The organism is Buttiauxella sp., from assembly GCF_035271705.1.
In the GTDB taxonomy this organism is placed as follows: Bacteria; Pseudomonadota; Gammaproteobacteria; order Enterobacterales; family Enterobacteriaceae; genus Buttiauxella.
In genome coordinates this window covers 1-21,557 of the sequence record NZ_DATERI010000004.1, presented here as the reverse complement: position 1 = coordinate 21,557, position 21,557 = coordinate 1, and the positions used below count along the sequence as shown (strand labels likewise).

General features: G+C 50.5%; 22 protein-coding genes. 10 read left to right on the top strand and 12 right to left on the bottom strand.

From position 1 onward, the window contains the following. Positions 1–188 precede the first annotated feature (188 nt). From VJY99_RS00305 to rlmC, 7 genes are all read left to right on the top strand, one after another. Positions 189–671: a YbjN domain-containing protein gene (locus VJY99_RS00305; protein ID WP_324115234.1), complete on the top strand. Its 483-nt coding sequence runs from the start codon at positions 189–191 to the stop codon at positions 669–671. A gap of 380 nt (positions 672–1,051) precedes the next feature. Further along, on the top strand, positions 1,052–2,164 hold the full coding sequence (potF, locus tag VJY99_RS00300; protein WP_324115233.1) for a spermidine/putrescine ABC transporter substrate-binding protein PotF: 1,113 nt from the start codon (positions 1,052–1,054) through the stop codon (positions 2,162–2,164). A 291-nt stretch (positions 2,165–2,455) separates the two neighbouring features. Next, the gene (gene potG, locus VJY99_RS00295; RefSeq protein WP_324115231.1) at positions 2,456–3,589 is read left to right on the top strand and encodes a putrescine ABC transporter ATP-binding subunit PotG; all 1,134 of its coding nucleotides are present in this window, start codon (positions 2,456–2,458) and stop codon (positions 3,587–3,589) included. A 9-nt stretch (positions 3,590–3,598) separates the two neighbouring features. Next, positions 3,599–4,552 (top strand): putrescine ABC transporter permease PotH, encoded by a 954-nt coding sequence (gene potH, locus VJY99_RS00290; RefSeq protein ID WP_324115230.1) that lies wholly within the window; start codon positions 3,599–3,601, stop codon positions 4,550–4,552. Beyond that, complete coding sequence (gene potI / locus VJY99_RS00285; RefSeq protein ID WP_324115228.1) at positions 4,549–5,394, top strand: putrescine ABC transporter permease PotI; 846 nt, start codon at positions 4,549–4,551, stop codon at positions 5,392–5,394. Before potH ends, potI begins: the two co-directional genes overlap by 4 nt. 113 nt (positions 5,395–5,507) lie before the next feature. Then, a complete protein-coding gene (locus VJY99_RS00280) occupies positions 5,508–5,942 on the top strand; it encodes a YbjO family protein (protein WP_324115226.1) in 435 nt (144 codons plus the stop codon). A gap of 44 nt (positions 5,943–5,986) precedes the next feature. Continuing rightward, on the top strand, positions 5,987–7,135 hold the full coding sequence (gene rlmC, locus VJY99_RS00275; protein WP_324115225.1) for a 23S rRNA (uracil(747)-C(5))-methyltransferase RlmC: 1,149 nt from the start codon (positions 5,987–5,989) through the stop codon (positions 7,133–7,135). Positions 7,136–7,199: 64 nt separating this feature from the next. Here the strand turns inward: rlmC and artJ are convergent, their stop codons facing one another. The 6 genes from artJ to VJY99_RS00245 form a co-directional block, all read right to left on the bottom strand. Then, positions 7,200–7,931, bottom strand: coding sequence for an arginine ABC transporter substrate-binding protein ArtJ (gene artJ, locus VJY99_RS00270; protein WP_324115223.1), 732 nt, complete (start codon positions 7,929–7,931; stop codon positions 7,200–7,202). A gap of 162 nt (positions 7,932–8,093) precedes the next feature. Then, entirely contained in the window at positions 8,094–8,762 is a 669-nt protein-coding gene (gene artM, locus VJY99_RS00265) for an arginine ABC transporter permease ArtM (RefSeq protein ID WP_324115221.1), read from the bottom strand. After that, on the bottom strand, positions 8,762–9,478 hold the full coding sequence (gene artQ / locus VJY99_RS00260) for an arginine ABC transporter permease ArtQ (protein WP_324115219.1): 717 nt from the start codon (positions 9,476–9,478) through the stop codon (positions 8,762–8,764). The genes artM and artQ overlap by 1 nt, the downstream gene beginning before the upstream one ends. A gap of 5 nt (positions 9,479–9,483) precedes the next feature. Continuing rightward, complete coding sequence (gene artI / locus VJY99_RS00255; protein ID WP_324115217.1) at positions 9,484–10,215, bottom strand: arginine ABC transporter substrate-binding protein ArtI; 732 nt, start codon at positions 10,213–10,215, stop codon at positions 9,484–9,486. 19 nt (positions 10,216–10,234) lie between these two features. After that, positions 10,235–10,963 (bottom strand): arginine ABC transporter ATP-binding protein ArtP, encoded by a 729-nt coding sequence (artP, locus tag VJY99_RS00250; protein WP_324115215.1) that lies wholly within the window; start codon positions 10,961–10,963, stop codon positions 10,235–10,237. Positions 10,964–11,175: 212 nt separating this feature from the next. Then, positions 11,176–11,703, bottom strand: coding sequence for a lipoprotein (locus VJY99_RS00245; protein ID WP_324115213.1), 528 nt, complete (start codon positions 11,701–11,703; stop codon positions 11,176–11,178). 107 nt (positions 11,704–11,810) lie between these two features. Between VJY99_RS00245 and VJY99_RS00240 the strand changes: the two genes are divergently transcribed. Together VJY99_RS00240 and VJY99_RS00235 are read left to right on the top strand one after the other, a co-directional pair. After that, positions 11,811–12,134 carry a heavy metal-binding domain-containing protein gene (locus VJY99_RS00240; protein ID WP_324115211.1) on the top strand — a complete coding sequence of 108 codons (324 nt, stop codon included), beginning with the start codon at positions 11,811–11,813 and terminating at the stop codon, positions 12,132–12,134. After that, positions 12,131–12,976: an N-acetylmuramoyl-L-alanine amidase gene (locus VJY99_RS00235; protein ID WP_324115210.1), complete on the top strand. Its 846-nt coding sequence runs from the start codon at positions 12,131–12,133 to the stop codon at positions 12,974–12,976. The genes VJY99_RS00240 and VJY99_RS00235 overlap by 4 nt, the downstream gene beginning before the upstream one ends. Positions 12,977–13,056: 80 nt before the next feature. Here VJY99_RS00235 and VJY99_RS00230 read toward each other — a convergent pair whose 3' ends face one another. From VJY99_RS00230 to poxB, 4 genes are all read right to left on the bottom strand, one after another. Beyond that, positions 13,057–14,067, bottom strand: a complete 1,011-nt coding sequence (locus VJY99_RS00230) for an NAD(P)-dependent oxidoreductase (protein WP_324115208.1) — start codon at positions 14,065–14,067, stop codon at positions 13,057–13,059. A gap of 92 nt (positions 14,068–14,159) precedes the next feature. Further along, positions 14,160–15,608, bottom strand: a complete 1,449-nt coding sequence (locus tag VJY99_RS00225) for an SDR family oxidoreductase (RefSeq protein ID WP_324115207.1) — start codon at positions 15,606–15,608, stop codon at positions 14,160–14,162. A gap of 15 nt (positions 15,609–15,623) precedes the next feature. Beyond that, positions 15,624–16,625: a low-specificity L-threonine aldolase gene (gene ltaE / locus VJY99_RS00220; RefSeq protein WP_324115204.1), complete on the bottom strand. Its 1,002-nt coding sequence runs from the start codon at positions 16,623–16,625 to the stop codon at positions 15,624–15,626. A 160-nt stretch (positions 16,626–16,785) separates the two neighbouring features. After that, a complete protein-coding gene (gene poxB, locus VJY99_RS00215) occupies positions 16,786–18,507 on the bottom strand; it encodes a ubiquinone-dependent pyruvate dehydrogenase (RefSeq protein ID WP_324115203.1) in 1,722 nt (573 codons plus the stop codon). A gap of 179 nt (positions 18,508–18,686) precedes the next feature. Between poxB and VJY99_RS00210 the strand changes: the two genes are divergently transcribed. Next, on the top strand, positions 18,687–19,121 hold the full coding sequence (locus VJY99_RS00210) for a DoxX family protein (protein WP_324115201.1): 435 nt from the start codon (positions 18,687–18,689) through the stop codon (positions 19,119–19,121). Between the two features lie 45 nt (positions 19,122–19,166). Here VJY99_RS00210 and hcr read toward each other — a convergent pair whose 3' ends face one another. Together hcr and hcp are read right to left on the bottom strand one after the other, a co-directional pair. Then, the gene (hcr, locus tag VJY99_RS00205; RefSeq protein WP_324115198.1) at positions 19,167–20,135 is read right to left on the bottom strand and encodes an NADH oxidoreductase; all 969 of its coding nucleotides are present in this window, start codon (positions 20,133–20,135) and stop codon (positions 19,167–19,169) included. Positions 20,136–20,144: 9 nt separating this feature from the next. After that, positions 20,145–21,557, bottom strand: a 1,413-nt coding sequence (hcp, locus tag VJY99_RS00200; RefSeq protein WP_324115196.1) for a hydroxylamine reductase, incomplete at its 5' end; no start/stop codon positions are given.

Genomic DNA, 21,557 nt, shown 5'->3' with positions numbered 1-21,557 from the left:
GGTGCATAATAATAGTATGAGGCGTTATTTTTGCGTAAGCTATACCCCTCATATTTCAAGCTGCATCTTTGTTGGCTGCGTTCACTCACCCGACGAATTTGTCGTTCTCTTGCCGCTGCGATGCAACTCGAAATATTTTGATATATAACGCGACTTCATTACCCCCTTAAAAAGAGGCTACGGCATTTATGGATTCACTCGTTGTCCCTACTCTGGACATCTTACGCCGCTGGCTTGACGAAATCGGCGTGACCATTTTCGAGTGCGATACATGCCAGGCGCTCCATCTGCCCCATATGCAGAATTTTGATGGTGTCTACGATGCGAAAATCGATCTTGTCGATAATATCGTCTTGTTTTCAGCCCTGGCCGAGGTAAAGCCCTCCGCATTGCTGCCCCTGGCATCCGATCTTTCGTCTATTAACGCCAGTTCACTGACGGTGAAAGCATTTTTGGATATCCAGGATGATAATTTACCTAAACTTGTGGTTTGCCAGTCACTCCAAGCGTCTGTTGGCATTACTCGCGAGCAATTTGCAGCTTTTGTTAAACAGAGCGAAGAACAAATCTCGATGGTGATTCTGGAAGCGTGCGCGAACCAATTGCTCTTTATCTCTGAAGAAGAAGAAGATCAAGACGGTACAATTATTCAAACCCACTTTCTCCACTGATCGTATCTTTACTGACCGCAGCGGCGTCTATACCCGCTGCGCCTCACAATTTTTTATTCTGCCTTATCAACCTCTCCCCAGCATTATTCTCCCCACTACCGCGCTATTTGCGCCACAGCGTAGACGTTTTATGCTTAAAAAATTGATAAATGGCGCTTTTTTATCTGAGCTATAGTCACTAATCCTGGCTACAGTTATTCTTGCGCAACGCTACAAGCGTGCAACATCTGCAGGAAGTCGTTTGTACTTTTTTACTGCAGTTTGCATAGAGATGCATGATTCTTGCATGTGCCAGAAGCGAGAAGAAAATGCGTAAACGTATGATTGAGTAAATTATGCTCGCGAAAGCGGGAATTAGACTTTTTCAGAAGGAATCACATATGTTTAACCAACGTAAAAAAATGCTATCGGGTATGGTGGCGGGTCTGCTGATGGCCGTTTCTGCCGTCTCGTTTGCCGATGAACAAAAGACGCTGCACATTTATAACTGGTCCGATTATATCGCCCCAGATACGCTGGCAAACTTTACTAAAGAAACTGGCATTAAAGTGGTGTACGACGTCTTTGACTCCAACGAAGTCCTGGAAGGGAAATTGATGGCGGGCAGCACGGGTTATGATCTCGTCGTGCCTTCTTCACAATTCCTTGAGCGCCAGGCCGAGGCCGGTATTTTCCAACCTCTTGATAAGACCAAACTGCCAAACTACAAAAATCTCGATCCGGAAATGCTCAAACTGGTCGCCCATAACGACCACGATAATAAATATGGCATTCCGTATCTGATGGTCACCACCGGAATCGGTTATAACGTCGAAAAAGTCAAAGCGGCGCTGGGCGAAGATGCGCCAGTGGATAGCTGGGATCTTATCCTGAAACCAGAAAACCTTGAGAAACTGAAAAGCTGCGGCGTTTCCTTCCTTGATGCGCCAAGTGAGGTTTACGCCAGTGTGCTTCACTATCTGGGTAAAGATCCTAACAGCACCGATCCGAAAGATTACACCGGTGCTGCGAATGATCTGCTGTTGAAATTGCGTCCGTCTATCCGTTATTTCCACTCTTCCCAATACATCAACGATTTGGCTAATGGCGACATCTGCGTAGCGATCGGTTGGTCTGGTGATATTCTCCAGGCGGCAAACCGCGCCAAAGAAGCAAAGAATGGCGTGAATATTGCTTATACCATTCCTAAAGAAGGGGCGATGGTTTACTTCGATATGTTCGCAATGACCGCTGATGCGAAAAATAAAGATGAAGCCTATCAGTTCCTTAACTATCTGATGCGACCAGATGTGATAACCAATATCAGTAATCACGTTTATTACGCGAATGCGAATAAAGAGTCGACTCCGCTATTAAATGCTGAGATTCGTGATAACCCGGGGATTTATCCACCGGCTGATATTAGCGCCAAACTGTTCACTCAGAATGTGCAATCACCAAAAGTTGACCGTGTTATTACGCGTGCCTGGACTAAAGTTAAAACAGGCAAGTAATACCCGTCTTTCTTCGAGTCGCAGGTATGTTGACTGCATCGGTTCGCCCCAGTCACATAGTTATCTATGTGACTGGGGACTGACTGAATTGTCGCGTGACTCGGCAAAGTCTTTTGTCCTGTAACTCGAATTATTTAGGGTACAGCCAATAATCATATGAGATTTGCAATGGGGGAGTGCACCTCAATAGTGCATGCGCCCCAACACGGACAGAGGCATCGGCCTCTGTATCGTCATTGGTACGGCAACCGGGTCGTACGTCTATTTCGTTTTTGCCGGAGAGCAATATAATTGAACGACGCAACTCCTCGTCCGCACGCGAAAACTCGCAAAGCGCTTACCCCGCTGCTTGAAGTTCGCAATCTCACCAAGTCCTTTGACGGGCAACATGCCGTTGATGATGTCAACCTGACTATTTATAAAGGCGAAATTTTTGCGCTGCTCGGGCCATCTGGCTGTGGTAAATCAACGCTGTTACGCATGTTGGCGGGTTTTGAACAGCCAACCGCCGGGCAAATCATGCTCGATGGCGTGGATTTGTCACACGTGCCGCCCTATCAGCGCCCAATCAATATGATGTTCCAGTCTTATGCGCTTTTCCCGCATATGACGGTCGAGCAAAATATTGCGTTTGGACTCAAGCAAGACAAGTTACCGAAAAACGAAATCAATCAGCGCGTGCAGGAAATGCTGACGCTGGTGCATATGCAAGAGTTTGCCAAACGTAAACCGCACCAGCTTTCGGGCGGCCAGCGTCAGCGTGTCGCGCTGGCACGCAGCCTGGCAAAACGACCAAAATTATTGCTGCTTGATGAGCCAATGGGGGCGCTGGATAAGAAATTGCGCGACCGTATGCAACTCGAAGTGGTGGATATTCTGGAGCGCGTAGGTGCGACTTGCGTCATGGTGACACACGACCAGGAAGAAGCGATGACCATGGCGGGGCGTATCGCCATTATGAATCGCGGCAAGTTTGAGCAAATTGGTGAACCAGAAGAAGTCTACGAATATCCGGCGACGCGATACAGCGCAGAATTTATCGGCTCGGTGAATGTCTTTGAAGGCCTGCTCAAAGAGCGCCAGGAGGATGGCCTGGTCATCGATAGCCCAGGGTTGGTACATCCGCTGAAAGTGGATCCTGACATCTCTGTTGTCGACGGCGTGCCTGTATATGTGGCGCTGCGTCCGGAAAAAGTGATGCTGTGTGATGAACCTCCTGCCGACGGCTATAACTTTGCGGTCGGTGAAGTGGTGCATATTGCCTATCTTGGCGATCTGTCGATTTATCACGTACGCCTGAAAAGCGGCCAGATGATCAGTGCGCAGTTGCAGAATGAACATCGTAATCGCAAAGGGATGCCGACATGGGACGACGAAGTTCGTTTGTGTTGGGATGCTGAAAGTTGTGTGGTTCTGACGGTTTAAGGGGGCGAAATGAGCACAATGACTGAACGCCCTGCCGAGCCACCGGCAAGCGGTTTTAAAATGTGGCTGGCAAAAATGCAAATGCGGCACGGGCGCAAGTGGGTCATTGCCTTGCCGTATTTGTGGCTGGTTTTGCTGTTTATGCTGCCGTTCTTGATTGTCTTCAAGATTAGTTTTGCAGAAATAGCACGTTCGATTCCACCGTATAGCAACTTAATTACTTGGGCTGATGATCAGATTTCATTGGCGCTGAACCTGGCTAACTATCTCCAGCTAACCGATGATCCGTTGTATGCCGAGGCCTATTTGCAATCGTTGCAAGTGGCTGGTATTTCAACAATTTTCTGTTTGCTGTTGGGGTATCCGCTGGCGTGGGCGGTGGCGCATAGTAAATCATCAACGCGTAACATTCTGTTGTTACTGGTCATTTTACCGTCATGGACCTCTTTCCTGATTCGCGTTTATGCGTGGATGGGGATCCTGAAAAATAACGGGGTACTGAACAACGTATTGATGTGGCTGGGTGTTATCGACGAACCCTTGGTGATATTGCATACCAATCTTGCCGTCTATATCGGTATCGTTTATGCCTATTTGCCGTTCATGGTGTTGCCGATTTATACCGCGCTGACGCGACTCGATTACTCGTTAGTGGAAGCGTCGCTAGATTTAGGCGCTCGCCCGTTGAAAACCTTCTTCAGCGTGATCGTACCACTCACCAAAGGCGGCATTATCGCAGGTTCCATGCTGGTCTTTATTCCGGCGGTGGGGGAGTTTGTTATCCCGGAACTGCTTGGCGGGCCTGATAGCATCATGATCGGTCGCGTGTTGTGGCAAGAATTCTTCAATAACCGCGATTGGCCTGTTGCATCAGCGGTGGCGATAACCATGCTCATTTTGCTGATTGTGCCCATTATGTGGTTCCACAAATACCAGAACAAAACTGCGGGGGACCACGCATGAATAATTTACCGGTAGTGCGTTCGCCGTGGCGTATTTTGATTTTGGTGATTGGGTTTACATTCCTCTACGCGCCGATGTTCATGCTGGTGCTGTACTCCTTTAATAGCTCAAAACTGGTGACAGTCTGGGCGGGGTGGTCGACGCGCTGGTATAGCGCGTTGTTCCATGATTCCGCAATGATGAATGCGGTAGGGCTCAGTTTGACTATTGCGGCAGCTGCTGCCACCGCTGCGGTTATTCTTGGGACTATTGCCGCTGTGGTGATGGTTCGTTTTGGTAAATTCCGTGGTTCCACGGGATTTGCCTTCATGCTCACCGCACCGTTGGTTATGCCTGATGTCATCACGGGTCTTTCGCTGTTGCTGCTGTTTGTGGCGTTAGGGCATGCCATTGGATGGCCAAGCGATCGCGGCATGCTGACCATCTGGCTCGCTCATGTCACATTCTGTACCGCATACGTTTCTGTGGTCATCAGCTCACGTTTGCGGGAGATGGATCACTCAATCGAAGAAGCTGCGATGGATTTAGGCGCAACACCTCTGAAGGTGTTCTTCGTGATAACCGTTCCAATGATTGCTCCGGCCATTATCTCCGGTTGGCTGCTGGCGTTTACTTTATCGCTCGATGACTTAGTTATCGCGAGTTTTGTCTCAGGGCCAGGTGCGACCACGTTACCGATGTTGGTATTCTCAAACGTTAGGATGGGGGTTAACCCTGAAATAAACGCATTGGCGTCTATAATTTTGGGCGTTGTTGGGGTTATCGGTTTGATTGCGTGGTGGTTTATGGCACGCGCAGAAAAGCAACATCTGCGTGACATCCAACGTGCAAGGCGTAGCTGAAACGTTTAAAATCTGGTAAAACCCACAGAGTGCCGCGCTAGACGCGGCACTCTGTTGTATGGAACACGAGGTTTGCGGAAATTTTCAGTAAGCGAAGTCAAACACAAGCCAAATTGAACGCTCCCACATTAGTGCTGGTGGCGGCAATTGCTATTCTTACTACACGCATCCTCGATCTGATGTTGATTTTCAACATGCTCGGTGTGAGTGGGGTACTTGATTTTATTCACCGTAGCGTCCAAACCTGGAATCTGACGCTGATTTTCCTCGCAAGCCTGGTGATGCTGTGTATCGAATTACGCTGTGCATTTGTCATCATGAAAGGGCGTAATTGGGGGCGCTGGGGGTTTCTTGCCACGCAGGTTATTGCTGTCAGCTATTTATGGGCGGCGTCACTCGGCTGGGGTTATCCCGAACTGTTCAGCATTCCCGGCGAGTCAAAACGAGAAATTTTCCGTTCGCTAATAACGCAGAAATTACCCGACATATTGGTGCTATTTTTGTTATTTATCCCTTCGCGAAGTCGGCTTTTTTTTAAACTTCAATAAGTGCGTAGTGTTACAATCTGCGCCCCCGGTTTCAGGATGTCATTATGCATTGCGCACTCTATCAGGCTAATCGCTGCCGCTCATGTCAGTGGATTGAGCAGCCGATTTCCCAACAGCTCACCGCCAAGATGAACGAACTTCAGCAATTGTTGAAGGGGATTGCGGTGCAAGACTGGTGCGCACCAATCAGTGGCCCCGAGCACGCATTCCGCAATAAAGCCAAAATGGTGGTCAGCGGCAGTGTAGAAAAACCGTTGCTGGGAATGCTGCATCGTGATGGTACACCTGAAGATTTGACCGAGTGCCCGCTTTATCCAGCCTCGTTCCAGACGGTGTTTACGGTACTGAAACCGTTTATCGCCCGCGCAGGGCTTACGCCATATAACGTGGCGCGTAAACGCGGTGAGCTGAAATATCTGCTCATTACTGAAAGCCAGTTAGACGGTGGCATGATGCTGCGTTTTGTACTGCGAAGCGATGCCAAGCTGGAAAAGCTACGCGCAGCACTCCCCTGGTTGCAGCAGCAGCTCCCACAATTAAAGGTTATCTCTGCCAATATTCAGCCGGTACATATGGCGATTATGGAAGGCGAGCAGGAAATCCCTTTAACCGAACAGCAATCGCTGGAAGAACAGTTTAACGGTGTGCCGCTGTATATCCGCCCGCAAAGTTTCTTCCAAACGAACCCAACCGTTGCGGCCTCTTTGTATGCCACGGCTCGCGAGTGGGTACATGGGCTACCGGTCAAGCATATGTGGGATTTGTTCTGTGGAGTCGGTGGGTTTGGCCTGCACTGTGCAACGCCAGATATGAAGCTGACTGGGATTGAAATTGCCCCTGAGGCGATTGCTTGCGCACGTCAGTCAGCGGAAAAACTGGGATTAACCGATATTCACTTCCAGGCGCTGGATTCAACGAAATTCGCCACTGAGCAGCACGATGTTCCCGATCTGGTATTAGTGAATCCACCTCGGCGTGGAATTGGCCAGGCGCTCTGTTATTTCCTCAATAACATGGCCCCGAAATACATTATTTATTCGAGTTGCAATGCGCAGACGATGGCGCGGGATATTGCGTCTTTAGCGGAGTATCGGGTAGAGCGGGTACAACTGTTCGATATGTTCCCACACACCGCGCATTATGAGGTGCTGACGTTGTTGGTACGGGTCGGGGATGACGCAACAGCGCCTTAAGATGTGAGTTCTTCTGGCTATCAAGGCGGATAGCAAGCCGCTATCCGCCTGAATATATGACTGATTACTGCGGGAACCACTGCGAACTAATCTTCTGATAAGTCCCGTCAGCTTTAATTGCCGCCAGCGCGGTATTCAGTTTAGTTAACAGCGCCGGGTTATCCGGGCGCACTGCAATACCCAGCCCCGTTCCGAAGTATTCAGCATCAGTAACGTGCTCGCCAACGGTGCCTAGTTGTGGGTTGGTTTTCAGCCACTCATTCACGACCGCCGTGTCACCAAATACTCCATCAATACGGCCATTTTTCAGGTCGATAATCGCATTCTGGTAGCTATCGTAAGAAACCGTTTTAATTTCCGGATGCTTATCCTGGAGAAACTTCTGGTGTGTGGTGCCATTTTCCATCCCGATACGTTTGCCTTTCAGTTCGTCAAAAGATTTAAACGCATCTTTTTTGGCAATCACAACTGCTGAGTTGGCGTAGTACGGCGTGGTAAAGGAAACTTGCTTGCTACGTTCAGGTGTAATATCCATACCTGAAATCACCGCATCATATTTGCGGAATTTAAGCGACGGGATCAAACTGTCAAATGCGTGGTTTGTGAATGTGCATTCAGCTTGCATTTGTTTGCATAAAGCTTTAGCCAAATCGATATCAAAACCGACAATCTGATTGTTGGCATCAAGTGATTCAAATGGCGGATAAGTGGCCGAAGAGCCAAAGTTGATTTTGTCGGCTGCGGCCACGTTAAATGCGGCTGTAGCGAACATGGCGGCCAAAATAAACTTCTTCATGTGTGTTGCTCCCATCTGTCGTGTTTTATAGTTTTCACCGTTTCTCGGCGTCAAAAAATCATGCCAGTAAATGAATTTATATGCAAATTAAATGTATATTTATATTCATTGGGATGCAAAAAAGGCGGGTGAGTTCCCGCCTTTTGAGTGATTAACGATAGCTTAATTACGGCGTTCGAACGCCAGCGCCCGGCGCTCTATCACACGCATTAACAGCGTCAGTAATCCGTTAACCACCAGATAAACCAAACCTGCAGCCCCGAATACCATCACATCGTAAGTGCGACCATACAGCAATTGCCCGTGGCCCATCACTTCCATCAGCGTAATGGTGTACGCCAGAGAAGTACTTTTAAACACTAAAACCACTTCGTTCGAGTAAGAAGAAAGTGCGCGTTTAAATGCATATGGCAGCAAAATCGCGAGAGTATCTTTCTTGCTCATACCCAATGCGCCGCATGACTGCCACTGCCCATCAGGAATGGCACGGATTGCACCGTAAAACAGTTGCGTGGTGTAGGCCGCACTGTTCAAAGACAGTGCAATTAAAGCACACAGCCACGGTTCAGAAAGCAGGCTCCACAAAACCGGGTAGTTCTGAATCGACGGGAACTGACCTGGGCCGTAGTAAATCAGGAAGATTTGCACCAGCAAAGGCGTACCAGTAAACAGGGTAATGTAGGCACGAACAAAGTAAACCAGTACGGGTGTTTTCAGCGTCAGGACGATGGTGAAAATCAGCGATAAAATCAACGCGACCGCAATGGATGCCACCGTGAGGGTCAGGCTGGTGTGCAGGCCTTTAAACAGTTCCGGTAAATACTCAAGCATCAGCCGGGTCTCCGTTCAAAACGTGTCGCTCTCTGGTCAATACGTTTGAGAATGTACTGACTGATGATGGTGACAACGAGGTAGATGGCGGCTGCAACCACATACCAGGTAAACGGCTCCTGAGTACGGGTGGCGATACTTTTAGTCTGTAACATCAAATCGTTGACGCTAATCAGCGACACCAGTGCAGTGTCTTTTAACAATACCAACCACTGATTACCTAATCCTGGTAGCGCATGGCGCCACATTTGCGGCATCACCAAACGGAAGAAAATGGCAGCTTTGGACAGACCTAACGCCTGGCCTGATTCCCATTGCCCAATTGGCACGGCTTTGAGTGCACCACGCAAAGTCTGCGAAGCATAAGCCGAGTAGAGCAGGGAAAGTGCAATGACGCCGCACAGGAACGGACTGACATCGAAATTCTCAATGTGTATTTGGATGGGAATTTGCACAAAACCAAGGTTGAGTGCAAAACCATCTGAGAGGATCAGCAGCAGCTGTGAGGAGCCGAAATAAATAAACAGCACCACCAGTATTTCAGGCAGGCCGCGCAGCACCGTTACCACGGCTGAACCCAGCCAGGCTATCGGGCGCCATTTCGCGGACTCCCATACGGCGAAAATCATCGCCAGAGCCAGGCCGATGACCAGCGCGCAAACGGCAAGGCCGACGGTCATCCCGGCGGCGCTCGCTAAAGGAAGCATTTCGTTCATTCAGATTACTTCTGGAACCATTTTTCGTAGATGGTCTGATAAGTCCCATCTTTTTTCACTTTTTCAAGCGCGGTGTTGAACTTCGCCTGCAAATCAGTGTTGTCCTGACGAACCGCGATGCCCAGACCGGTACCGAAGTAACCTTTGTCTGTCACTTTATCGCCGATAGCAGCCAGTTTTGGTTCAGCTTTCAGCCATTCAGTCACCACAGCGGTGTCACCAAATACCGCGTCGATACGACCATTTTGCAGATCGAGTTTCGCGTTTTGGTAGCTGTCGTAAGGAACGGTGGTGATTTCTGGATGTTTATCCATGATGAATTTTTGGTGCGTGGTGCCGTTCTGCACACCCACTTTCTTGCCTTTCAGCGCGTTCAAATCAGCAACTTTGCCTTTCTGTCCGATAAACAGCGCAGAGTTATCGTAGTACGGGGTGCTGAACAGAACTTGTTTTTCGCGTTCAGGCGTGATGTCCATACCCGCCATAACTGCGTCGATACGACGGAATTTCAGGCTTGGGATCAGGCTGTCAAAGGACTGGTTAGAGAAGGTGCACGTTGCATCAATCTCTTTACACAGGGCGTTTGCCAAATCGACATCAAAGCCAACGATCTTGTTGCTGGCATCCATAGATTCAAACGGAGGGTAAGACGCTTCCGTTGCAAAACGAATAGTTTGTGCAGCCGTCGCGGAAAGGCTCAGGCTGGCTAATAATGTGGCAAGCAGAACTTTTTTCATGGTTATTTTCCCGGATACATCAATGTGACAGATAGAATTTAAACGCTTCGGTCTGCGGTTTTGCAAAGCAACTCGCATCACCTTGTTCTACGATGTGGCCATTTTCCATGTAAACCACGCGGCTTGCGGTTTTACGCGCAACTTCCACTTCGTGAGTCACGATGACCTGTGTGATGTTGGTTTCAGCCAACTCACGAATGATGCTGACGATTTGCGCAGTGATTTCTGGGTCCAGTGCTGCGGTCGGTTCATCAAACAGCAGAATCTGTGGTTCCATCATTAATGCACGGGCAATCGCAACGCGCTGCTGCTGGCCACCGGAAAGATGGAGCGGATAGCGGTCCATGTAAGGTTTCAGGCGTAAACGCTCAAGCAGTTTATCAGCACGCAGACGTGCTTCATCTTTGCTGATCCCAAGGACCCGGCAAGGCGCTTCCATCAGGTTTTGCAGCACGGTGAGATGAGGCCAAAGATTGTATTGCTGGAACACCATACCCACGTTGCGACGCAACTCACGGATGGCTTTGTCGCCAGGCGCTTTTGTGAAGTCGAAATGATTGTCAGCAATGGTGAGTTGCCCAGAGCGCGGCATCTCAAGCAAATTGAGTACGCGCAGAAGCGAGCTTTTGCCTGCGCCGCTTGGACCAAGCAGCACGAGCGTTTCGCCCTGTGGGCAACTAAGGGTGATATCGAACAGCGCTTGATGTACGCCGTAAAAACAATTAATGCCGTTTAGTTGAATACTCATGCGCATAAGTTGAATAGCAATTGAAGCCGCAAAGGGTACCTTTAACAGAATAGTTATGCAATCTTTGTGCGTTAAAACCTAAAAATAACTGCACCTATGCATTAAAGGTAGCACAATATAGCGAGACGGGAGGGGGGTAAGAATAAATGTCGGAGTTATCAGAAAATTCCAGACTATTTAAATGGGTTACCATCCCTCTCCCGCAGGGGACATTACTCGGTTTCTATCGCCTGACGCAGGCTACCGGAAGGCGCATGGCTGTTTACGCCGAGATAACGCACATCATCGACAGCCCAGCAGTGTCCTTCACGAATCATTAGCACTTCATCTTGCCAGCTCTGACTGCCTTTGGTGAGGTTCACACGCAGTGGAATATTGCGTGCATCAGTGTTAGGGATGGTGGACGCGGAGGCCACGGCCGCACTGTCTGCGCCATCTGCGTTGCTGGTAAACATGTTGCTGCGCATAAAGTCATTTTGCGCATTAGGCGATGTGCTGGCTTTTTGCATTTGCTGCGCCAGAGCATCACTCATATACGGGCGCAGGTTGGAAATCGCGCTGCTGCCCTGATTTTTATGGCTTATCTGATCATCGTAAAATTTCTGCGCCACGCTATCCGGGCCGCCTTCAATACATGGGCCGCTGCGGGTGCCGATATCTTTAAAAGCGGGCGTTACGGGGGTAGTACAGGCCGTGAGGAACATCGCGCACGGAAGAAGAACCAAAACTGAGCTGCGCATTTTTATTTCCTTATCTTCTCAGGAGGACTAACTTAGCATAGCGTATCGCTGTCAAAATGCGTGGCAGGCTCTACGCTAAGATGTTGATACAAAGAGAGGAGAAGCTTATGCAATTTACAACTACCCCTACGCTCGAAGGGCAGACCATTACAGAATATTGTGGCGTGGTGACAGGAGAGGCGATTCTGGGCGCCAACATTTTTCGCGACTTTTTTGCTGGGGTGCGTGATATCGTCGGTGGCCGTTCCGGTGCATACGAAAAAGAGTTACGCAAAGCGCGTGAAATAGCGTTTAGCGAATTGCAGGAACAAGCTGAAGGTTTAGGGGCAAATGCCGTGGTCGGTATCGACATTGACTACGAAACTGTGGGCAAAGAAGGAAGCATGCTAATGGTGAGTGTCACCGGTACTGCGGTGAAAACGCGTCGATGAAAGGCCGTTTTGCCACATTTTTAATCGCGCTTTTGCTGGCGGGGTGCGCCAGCAAACCTGAAATTGCCGATAAAGCCGTTGTTGATAAAGGCGATTTTAAAATCGACACCAGCCATGTCGCGCAGGCGGCCTATCCGCGAGTGAAAGTGTTAGTTATTCACTACACCGCCGATGATTTCACTGGTTCATTATCTACTTTAACTGACCGAGATGTCAGTTCTCATTACCTGATACCCGATACGCCCCCGATGTCTGGCGGCAAGCCGGTCATCTGGCAACTGGTGCCAGAAAGTGAATTGGCGTGGCATGCTGGTGTGAGTTTCTGGCGGGGGGCGACGCGCATCAATGACACGTCGATTGGTATTGAACTGGAGAATAAAGGTTTCACGCGCCAGGGCCGCGTAAATCAGTTTTATCCGTTCAATGCGGCGCAGATCTCAGTGTTAGAGAAACTGGCGAAAGTGATTATCGCGCGCTATCAAATCCCACCGCAAAACGTGGTCGCACATGCGGATATTGCCCCGCAGCGGAAAGTGGATCCTGGCCCGCTATTCCCGTGGCAGCAACTGGCAGAGCAGGGCGTGGGTGCCTGGCCAGATGCCCACAGAGTGGCATTTTATCTCAATGGCCGTGGTCCATACCAACCTGTAGATAAGCGAGGTTTGCTCGATTTGCTATCGCGTTATGGTTATCAGGTGACGCATGATATGTCGCCGGAGCAGCAACAGAGGGTGATTCAGGCTTTCCAGATGCACTTCCGCCCAACCAAATATTCGGGCCTGCCGGATGCGCAAACTGAGGCAATCGCAGAAGCATTGCTCGAAAAGTACGGGCAAGATTAGACCCATTAGCATTCGAGTTGCAGCCAGGCGGCAAGTGGGTGAAACCAGCGCCGCTGCGGCCTGAAGGATAACGGGTCTGGTTAACGAAGCAACGTACCGTGGTCACGTAACCAAAGCGCGGTACGACGAATGCCTTCATCCAGCGTTACAATCGGCTGATAACCCAATTCTGTTTCTGCCCGCGTAGTATCCAGCGTTAAATCAAAATTCAGTTTTGACACACCATAATGTGTTAGCACGGGTTCTTTGGCCGATTTATTACCAAAGCGCTCCATACTGCGGGCAATCATATCCAGCATCGGATAGGGGACGGAGCGAATGCGGCATTTAATCTCTAAGTCATCAATCAGCTTTTGCACGATAACGCGCAGCGGGCGAGCTTCCATATTGGTGATGTTATAGGCGCGCCCTGAGGGCAATGTTTCACAACGCTGCGTTGCGAGCCACATCGCATGTACTGCATTTTCGAGATAGGTCATGTCCACCATCGCATCGCCGCCACGGGGCAACAAAACGCTGCCGTAGTGACGCATCATCTGCACCAGGCGTGGGAAAAAGACTTTGTCATGCGGGCCAAACAAACTTTGCGGACGCAAAATGGAAAAGCGTGTCTGTGGGTTCGATTGCGCTAATAATTGAATCACTTCTTCACTGGCGGCTTTGCTGCGGGCAAATTCGTTGGCGAAGCGGACAGGGCGAAAATCTTCGCTGATATTGCGATGGTGGTGGTAATCAAAGTAAAGCGACGGTGAGGAAATATGCACGAAGTTACGTACGCCCCAGGCAACGGCCCATTCACCTAAGCGACGGGTAGCACGGACGTTAGCGAGATCGAACGCTTCCTGAGTTCCCCAAGGCGAGGTAAAGCTCGAGCAATGCCAAAGCGTATCGATATCGGCCAGCAACACCTTGGCCTGCGAAGAAACCAATTCGGTAAGGTCAGCGCGAATAAACTCCGCACCCATCTTTTCCAGCAGTTTGCCCATGGCTTCATTGCGCCCGGTTGCCCGAACACTGATGCCTTTAGCACGAAGAAATTCGACCGCGTTTCGGCCTAAACCGCTGGTGGCGCCCGTTACCAGTACCTTCATCTAGACCAACTCATGATAATTGAGATTTACGCTGCGCATTTTTCCGTGAAATGGCAGCGCTTGCAATGGGGAATACCAAAGATTAGGTGAAGTTAACGAATTTTTGGGGGTAGTTGTTCGGAAAGTTGGCAAATCCTTCGGGCCATACCGCGGAAAATAAACAGATGCGCGGGGATCATCACTAACCAGTAGAACAAACCGGCTGTTCCATGGGGATGCCACCATGCACGAACATCGAGCGAGCGATGCTTACCTTTGTCGCGTAACGTGAAAGAAAGCCGCCCAAGCCCCGGCGCTTTCATCCCAAATAACAGCGTCAGCTCTTTTTGCGGTTCGACAATAATCACTTTCCAGCTATCGACTTGATCCCCCACCTCGAGCATTTCGTGTGCCGGACGGCCTTTCGCCAATTTATGGCCGACTAACAAGTCCATTAAGCCACGGGTCTTCCACAGAATATTGCCGAAGAAGTAGCCATCTTTGCCACCGATTTGATTCACGACTTGCCATAAATCTGTCAGTTCAGCAGAGGTGTTTAGCGTACAACCTGCTTGTTTCGGGAAGTAGCCGTACTCTGGACGCCAGCGGGCAAACGCCTGAGCGTCGTATCCCCAGTCTTGCGAGTTCGCGAGTTTATTCTCGTCTTCAAGTGTCGCACGTACCGCATCGTCAAAGTTCAGGAGTGGCTGGGGGATCAACGCGCGTAATTCGTGATCGTCAGCCAGAAGATCGTGTTTCAAGCCCTGAATCAGAGCCTTGGCTATGGTCGGCGGCACTGAGGTTATCATGTTGAGGAACCACACCGAGATCCAACTGGTCGGTAGCGGAATAGGGATCAAAGGGCGGCGTTTGCCGCTAATCGCCATAAAACGCTCGAATTGCTGTTGATAGCTCAACACTTCGGGCCCGGCGGCTTCAAAAACACGATTTTCCTGCGAGGGATGATTAAGCAGTTCGACTAAGTAGTGCAGTAAATTTGCCAACGCGATGGGTGTGGTGCGCGAACGGACCCAGCGCGGTGGCGTGAGTACCGGAAGGTTATAAACCATGTCGCGCATCACTTCGAAAGCGGCGGAACCTGCACCGACAATTATGCCTGCGCGTACTTCTGTTACTGGCACGCCCGCATCGCGTAAAATATCAGCTGTCAGTTGGCGGGCACGCAGGTGTTCAGAATCGCCATCACCTTCGGCGGCTTGCAGCGAGCTAAGAAATATCAGGTGTTTCACCGGATGCTCGCGCAGCGCATCGCGCAAATTGAGCGCCGTCTGGCGTTCATGGGCAACGAAATCAGCTCCGTCCCCCATGCTATGCACCAGATAGTAAAGCGTATCGACATTTTCAAGCAGCTCGGGGAGCGTCTCCGGCCACTGTAAATCGACGTGGCGGCAGACGACAGAATCCCAGGGTTGTTTCTCCAGCCACTCAACCCGCCTTGCCGCAGCGGTAACATGATGCCCGGCTTGGGCAAGTTGCGGCACCAAATGTTGCCCAATATAACCGCTTGCGCCGAGTACCAGAATATTTTGTGGCTGTGTCATCGTCCCTGACCCCGTTTAGCGTTGTAAAAATGCTTGCCAGTGAGAAACCACTTCGGCCAGCTGTTGACGGTTGACGTCAAGGTGAATCACTAAACGAGTGATTGGCCCAGCGCTGATTAAAATACCGCGTTCTTTCATGAAATTGCCGAGACTTTCTGATTGTTCAACTGGAACGCGCACAAACACCATATTGGTGTCCTGACGGGTAACATCGACTCCGATTTCGCGCAGTTCGCTTGCCAGCCAATGGGCGTTGTCATGGTCGGTTTGCAGACGCTGCACGTTATTTTCAAGTGCATACAAACCTGCCGCCGCCAGGATACCGGCCTGACGCATGCCGCCGCCGACCATTTTACGCCAGCGAGTGGCACGTTTAATGTATTCGCGGCTGCCGACTAACAGCGAGCCGACCGGTGTACCCAGGCCTTTCGAGAGACAAATGGTAAAGGTATCGCAGTAGCGCACCACCTCTTCAAGCGTGCAGCCATACGCCACCACGGCGTTAAAGATACGCGCACCGTCGACATGCAGCGCCAGATTGTGGTTGCGGCTAAAATCCCAGGCTTGTTGAAGATATTCGCGCGGCAGAACTTTGCCGTTATGGGTATTTTCAAGGCTGAGGAGTTTGGTGCGCGCAAAGTGGATATCGTCAGGTTTGATTTTCGCGGCAACTTTATCGAGCGGCAATGTCCCGTCCGGATTCGCGTCAATGGGCTGCGGTTGAATACTGCCTAACACTGCTGCACCACCTGCTTCATACAGGTAATTGTGAGCTAGTTGCCCAACAATATATTCTTCACCGCGTTCGCAGTGGCTAAGCAGAGCGACCAGGTTTGCCTGAGTGCCGGTTGGCAGAAATAACGCAGCTTCTTTGCCGCTAATCTTAGCTGCGTATTCCTGAAGTTCATTGACCGTAGGGTCGTCACCATAGACGTCATCACCGGTAGGTGCAGCCATCATACGTTGGAGCATTTCGGCACTCGGGCGGGTTACTGTGTCGCTGCGTAAATCAATCACGGTGGGTCCTCATTATTCACATGAAGCCCCAAAATAATTCAAGTTGCATCGCGGCGGCAAGAGAACGAGTCCCGATGTGCTTACATAAGTAAGTGATTCGGGGTCGCGAACGCTGCCAACAATGATGCAGCTTGAAGTATGAAGGGGATATCCCTCTGTTTTACCGGAACCAGTTAGTTTTCGCCAGTTCGATAACCTCATCACCGCGTCCGCTGATAATGGCGCGTAGCATGTACAGGCTAAACCCTTTGGCTTGTTCGAGTTTAATTTGCGGTGGGATGGCCAGTTCTTCTTTCGCCACTACCACGTCCACCAGAACCGGGCCGTCAATGCTAAACGCCCGCTGTAGCGCGCTATCCAACTCTTCAGCTTGTTCAACACGAATACCGGTGATGCCGCAGGCCGTGGCGATATTGGCAAAGTTAGTGGCGTGCAACTCGGTTCCGTCAGTCAGATAACCCCCTGCTTTCATTTCCATTGCGACAAAACCTAACGCACTGTTGTTAAACACCACAATTTTGATCGGCAATTTCATTTGCACTACCGAAAGAAAATCGCCCATCAACATGCTGAAACCACCGTCGCCGCACATAGCAACAACCTGACGATCCGGCGCGGTTGCTTTTGCACCCAGCGCTTGTGGCATGGCGTTCGCCATTGAGCCATGGGTGAATGAGCCAATAAGCCGACGTTTGCCGTTCATTTTCAGATATCGCGCGGCCCAGACGGTCGGTGTGCCAACGTCGCAGGTGAATATAGCGTCATCATCGGCGTAATGGCTGATTTGCTGGGCGACATATTGTGGATGGATAACATTGCCATCTCCGGGCTGCGCCAGTTCATCAAGGCTTTCGCGTGCTTCGCGATAATCATCCAACGCTTTATCGAGGAAGCTGCGGTCGGTTTTTTCTTCCAGAAGTGGAGTGAGTGCCGCAAGCGTGGCTTTAATATCGCCAATCAGCGCCATGTCCACTTTGCTGTGCGCCCCAATGCTGCCGGGGTTGATGTCAATTTGGATGATTTTCGCATCGGTCGGGTAGAAGGCGCGATACGGAAATTGGGTGCCGAGTAGAATCAGCGTATCGGCATTCATCATGGTGTGGAACCCGGATGAAAAGCCAATCAGCCCGGTCATGCCGACATCATACGGGTTGTCATACTCGACGTGCTCTTTACCCCGCAAGGCGTGAACAATCGGCGCTTTGAGGATAGCGGCAAATTGCACCAGTTCCTCGTGCGCCCCAGCACAACCGCTACCACACATCAGAGCGATGTTGTCGTTGTAGCGCAATAACTGGGCAAGCTTTTTAAGCTCTTCTTGTGGGGGAACAATGACGGGTGGCGGTGCGGGATACCAGTGCGTGCTGGCTGTTTCAGGGGCGGGCTTCAGTGCGATGTCTCCGGGCAAAACAATGACTGACACACCACGATTAAGTACAGCTTTGCGCATGGCAATCGCCAACACTTGTGGAATCTGTTCCGGGGATGACACCAGTTCACAATAATGGCTGCATTCGCGGAACAACTCTTCGGGATGGGTTTCCTGGAAATAACCGCTGCCAATTTCACTCGACGGAATATGTGCCGCAATGGCTAGCACCGGCACTCGGTTACGATGGCAATCGAATAAACCATTAATCAGATGCAAATTACCGGGCCCGCATGAGCCTGCACATACCGCCAATTCACCAGAAAGATGGGCTTGCGCACCTGCGGCAAAAGCGGCGACTTCTTCATGGCGTGTTGGCATCCATTCAATTGTTCCCATGCGGTTCAGGCTGTCGCTCAGTCCATTGAGGGAATCGCCTGTAACGCCCCAGATTCGTTTCACTCCCGCGCTTTCGAGAGTTTTCGCCAGATAGGCGGCAACAGTCTGTTTCATTACTTCTCCTCCTTTTCTCGCTTTCGTTAACGTAAACAAGCTTAGTCCAATTTGTTCTTTCCCTGGCAGATTGGAAAAGTGAGCGCTGTATTGGAGATATTTTAAGTAGGGTAGGTATCTGTAACAGATTATTAAGTGTAAATTATTCTCGTTATTACTTATAAAAGGTTACATTTCAAATGGTTGCTAAGTTGTTAAATGCTGTTAATGGTGCGCTAGCAAAAGATGATTTTGGGAAGTTAATTCTGCGTCTGACTGTGGGCGGGTTAATGCTGTTTCATGGCCTACATAAGTTAATTGATGGCGTGGGTCCCATCAAAGGCATACTGGCGTCTCAAGGTTTACCGGAGTTTATCGCCTATGGCGTGTTGATGGGGGAAGTCGTTGCACCCTGTCTGGTGATTTTGGGAGTGTTGACGCGCCCAGCGGCGTTGGTTATGGCGTTTACCATGGTGATTGCCTGGTTGCTGGTTGGAACGGGCAAAACCTTTATGTTGGATAAGACTGGGGCATGGGCGATTGAAAGCCTGGTGTATTTCTTCTTTGCGGCACTGGCCGTAGCATTTTCCGGCGCGGGCCGTTATTCGTTGGCTGGAAATTCAGCCTGGCGATGACTTTAATCGGCGGGAAATATGACATTTCCCGCCCTTAAATATGACTTATGCCAACACTAAATCACCTTGCGGATGGCAACTGCAGGCCAGCACATAGCCGTTTGCAATTTCTGCGGCGGTCAGTGTCATGGTGCTGCTTACCGTGTAATCACCGGATTCGATTTTAGTTTTGCAACTTCCACAGACACCTGCACGGCAGGCCGCGTTCACCGGAACACTGTTGCTTTCCAACGCTGCCAGCAAGGTGCTGCCGACCGGTGCGTAGAAATCACGCAGTGGTTTTAGGGTGGTGAACTTTAAACCGCTATCGACGGGTGCTGCGACGGGCGTGAAGAATTTTTCACAATAAAAATCTGTCACGCCCAGGGCTTTGACTTCTTTCTCCACCATTTCCATATAAGGCGCAGGCCCGCAAGTCATGACGGTGCGCGAAGCAATATCCGGCACGGAATCAAGAATCTCACGCGTCAGGCGCCCTGAGATGAAGCCATGTGTTGCGTTATTCTCCGCAACAAGTGCGACTGGATAGTGACGCCATTCCTGCGCAAAGATGACATCTTCTGGCGAGCGGACGTTATAGATAACCTGTACGTCAGCCTGCGGGCGATGTTTTGCTAACCAGCGGCGCATCGCCATTATTGGCGTCACGCCACAACCTGCAGCCAATAACAGAAAACGTTCAGAAGCTAGGTCTTCGCAAGTAAATTCCCCCTGGCCTTCTGAAAGCCACAGGTAATCGCCGACTTTCACCTCTTGCGTCAGCCATTGAGAGCCAACGCCATTCTCGATACCACGGACGGTCAGCGTAATGAATGGGCTGAGTCCAGGTGTCGAAGAAATCGTGTAAGCGCGTAGTGTTTCGTCACTATTACGAATACTCACCAGGGCGTATTGCCCAGCCTTGTAAGGATAAAAGTCGTGATTAATCAGCGACAGCGTCCAAACATCTGGCGTTTCCTGGTGAATATGATGCACCTGCATGCGATGCGGGCACAGTGGCGTTGGCATAGTCATGGCTGCTCCTTATGCGCTCATCAGCTGTTCAATATCTTGCTCAACGGTGGTAATGGCACGCAGGCCAAACTTCTCGTTTAGAACAGCCAACAGATTTGGCGTCAGGAAACCTGGTGCGGTTGGACCGGTGACGATATTTGTCACGCCCAACGACAGCAGGGTCAGCAGGATAACAATCGCTTTTTGCTCAAACCAGGAGAGCACCAGGCTCAGTGGCAAATCGTTAACGCCACAACCGAGTTTTTCGGCGAGGGTAACCGCAAGAATAATCGCCGAATAGGCATCGTTACATTGACCAGCATCCACCAAACGCGGCAAACCTTCGATGTCGCCGAAGTCCAGTTTGTTAAAACGATATTTACCGCAAGCCAGGGTTAAGATCAGGCAGTCTTTCGGTACGCTGGTAGCGAAGTCAGTGAAGTAGCTACGTTCGCCACGATCGCCATCACAACCGCCCACGAGGAAGATGTGGCGCAGTTTTTCACGGCTGACCAAATCAATCAGTGTGTCGGCAGCACCCAGCAGAGTCTGGCGGCCAAATCCGACAGTGATCAGGTGTTCGATTTCGCTGTAAGGGAAGCCAGCCATTTGCTGTGCCTGAGTAATAACAGCAGTGAAATCATCACCCTCGAGGTGGCTCACACCCGGCCAGCCGACGATGCTGCGTGTCCAGATACGGTCGGTATAAGAGCCCACTTCTGGGTTAATGATGCAGTTGGAGGTCATGACAATTGGGCCTGGGAAGCGGGCAAATTCGCTCTGTTGGTTCTGCCAACCGCTGCCGTAGTTACCGACCAGGTGCTTGAATTTACGCAGTTCCGGGTAACCGTGTGCTGGCAACATTTCGCCGTGGGTAAACACGTTTACGCCAGTACCTTCAGTTTGTTCCAACAAGTTATAGAGATCTTTCAGGTCGTGACCGGAAATCAAAATACATTTCCCTGCGACCGGACGGACGTTAACCTGGCTTGGTGTTGGATGGCCGTATTTCTCGGTTTCGCCGTGATCCAGAATGCTCATCACTTTGAAGTTCATCTGGCCGATTTCCATCGAGCATTCAAGCAACGCACCCATATCTGCCGGCCAGGTGCCGAGCCACGCCATAATTTTATGGTATTGGGCGTAAATGTCGTTGTCATACTGGCCGAGGACGTGGGCGTGTTCCATGTACGCTGCGGCGCCTTTCAGGCCGTACAGGCATAACAGGCGCAGACCAAGAATATCTTCACCGATTTCTGCTTTATCACGGTTTGGCGCGAATTCTGCCGCCTGGCGTTGCAGGTCGCCCAAATCGCTGCTGACCAGTTGCAGTTCAGCCATTGGGTTAGTGACGGTGGTGTTTGGGTTAATCGCCAGAGTGCGTGCTTTCAGGCTTTCGCGCAGCGCGATGGCTTCTTGCGCGTAACCGACAATGCGTGGCGA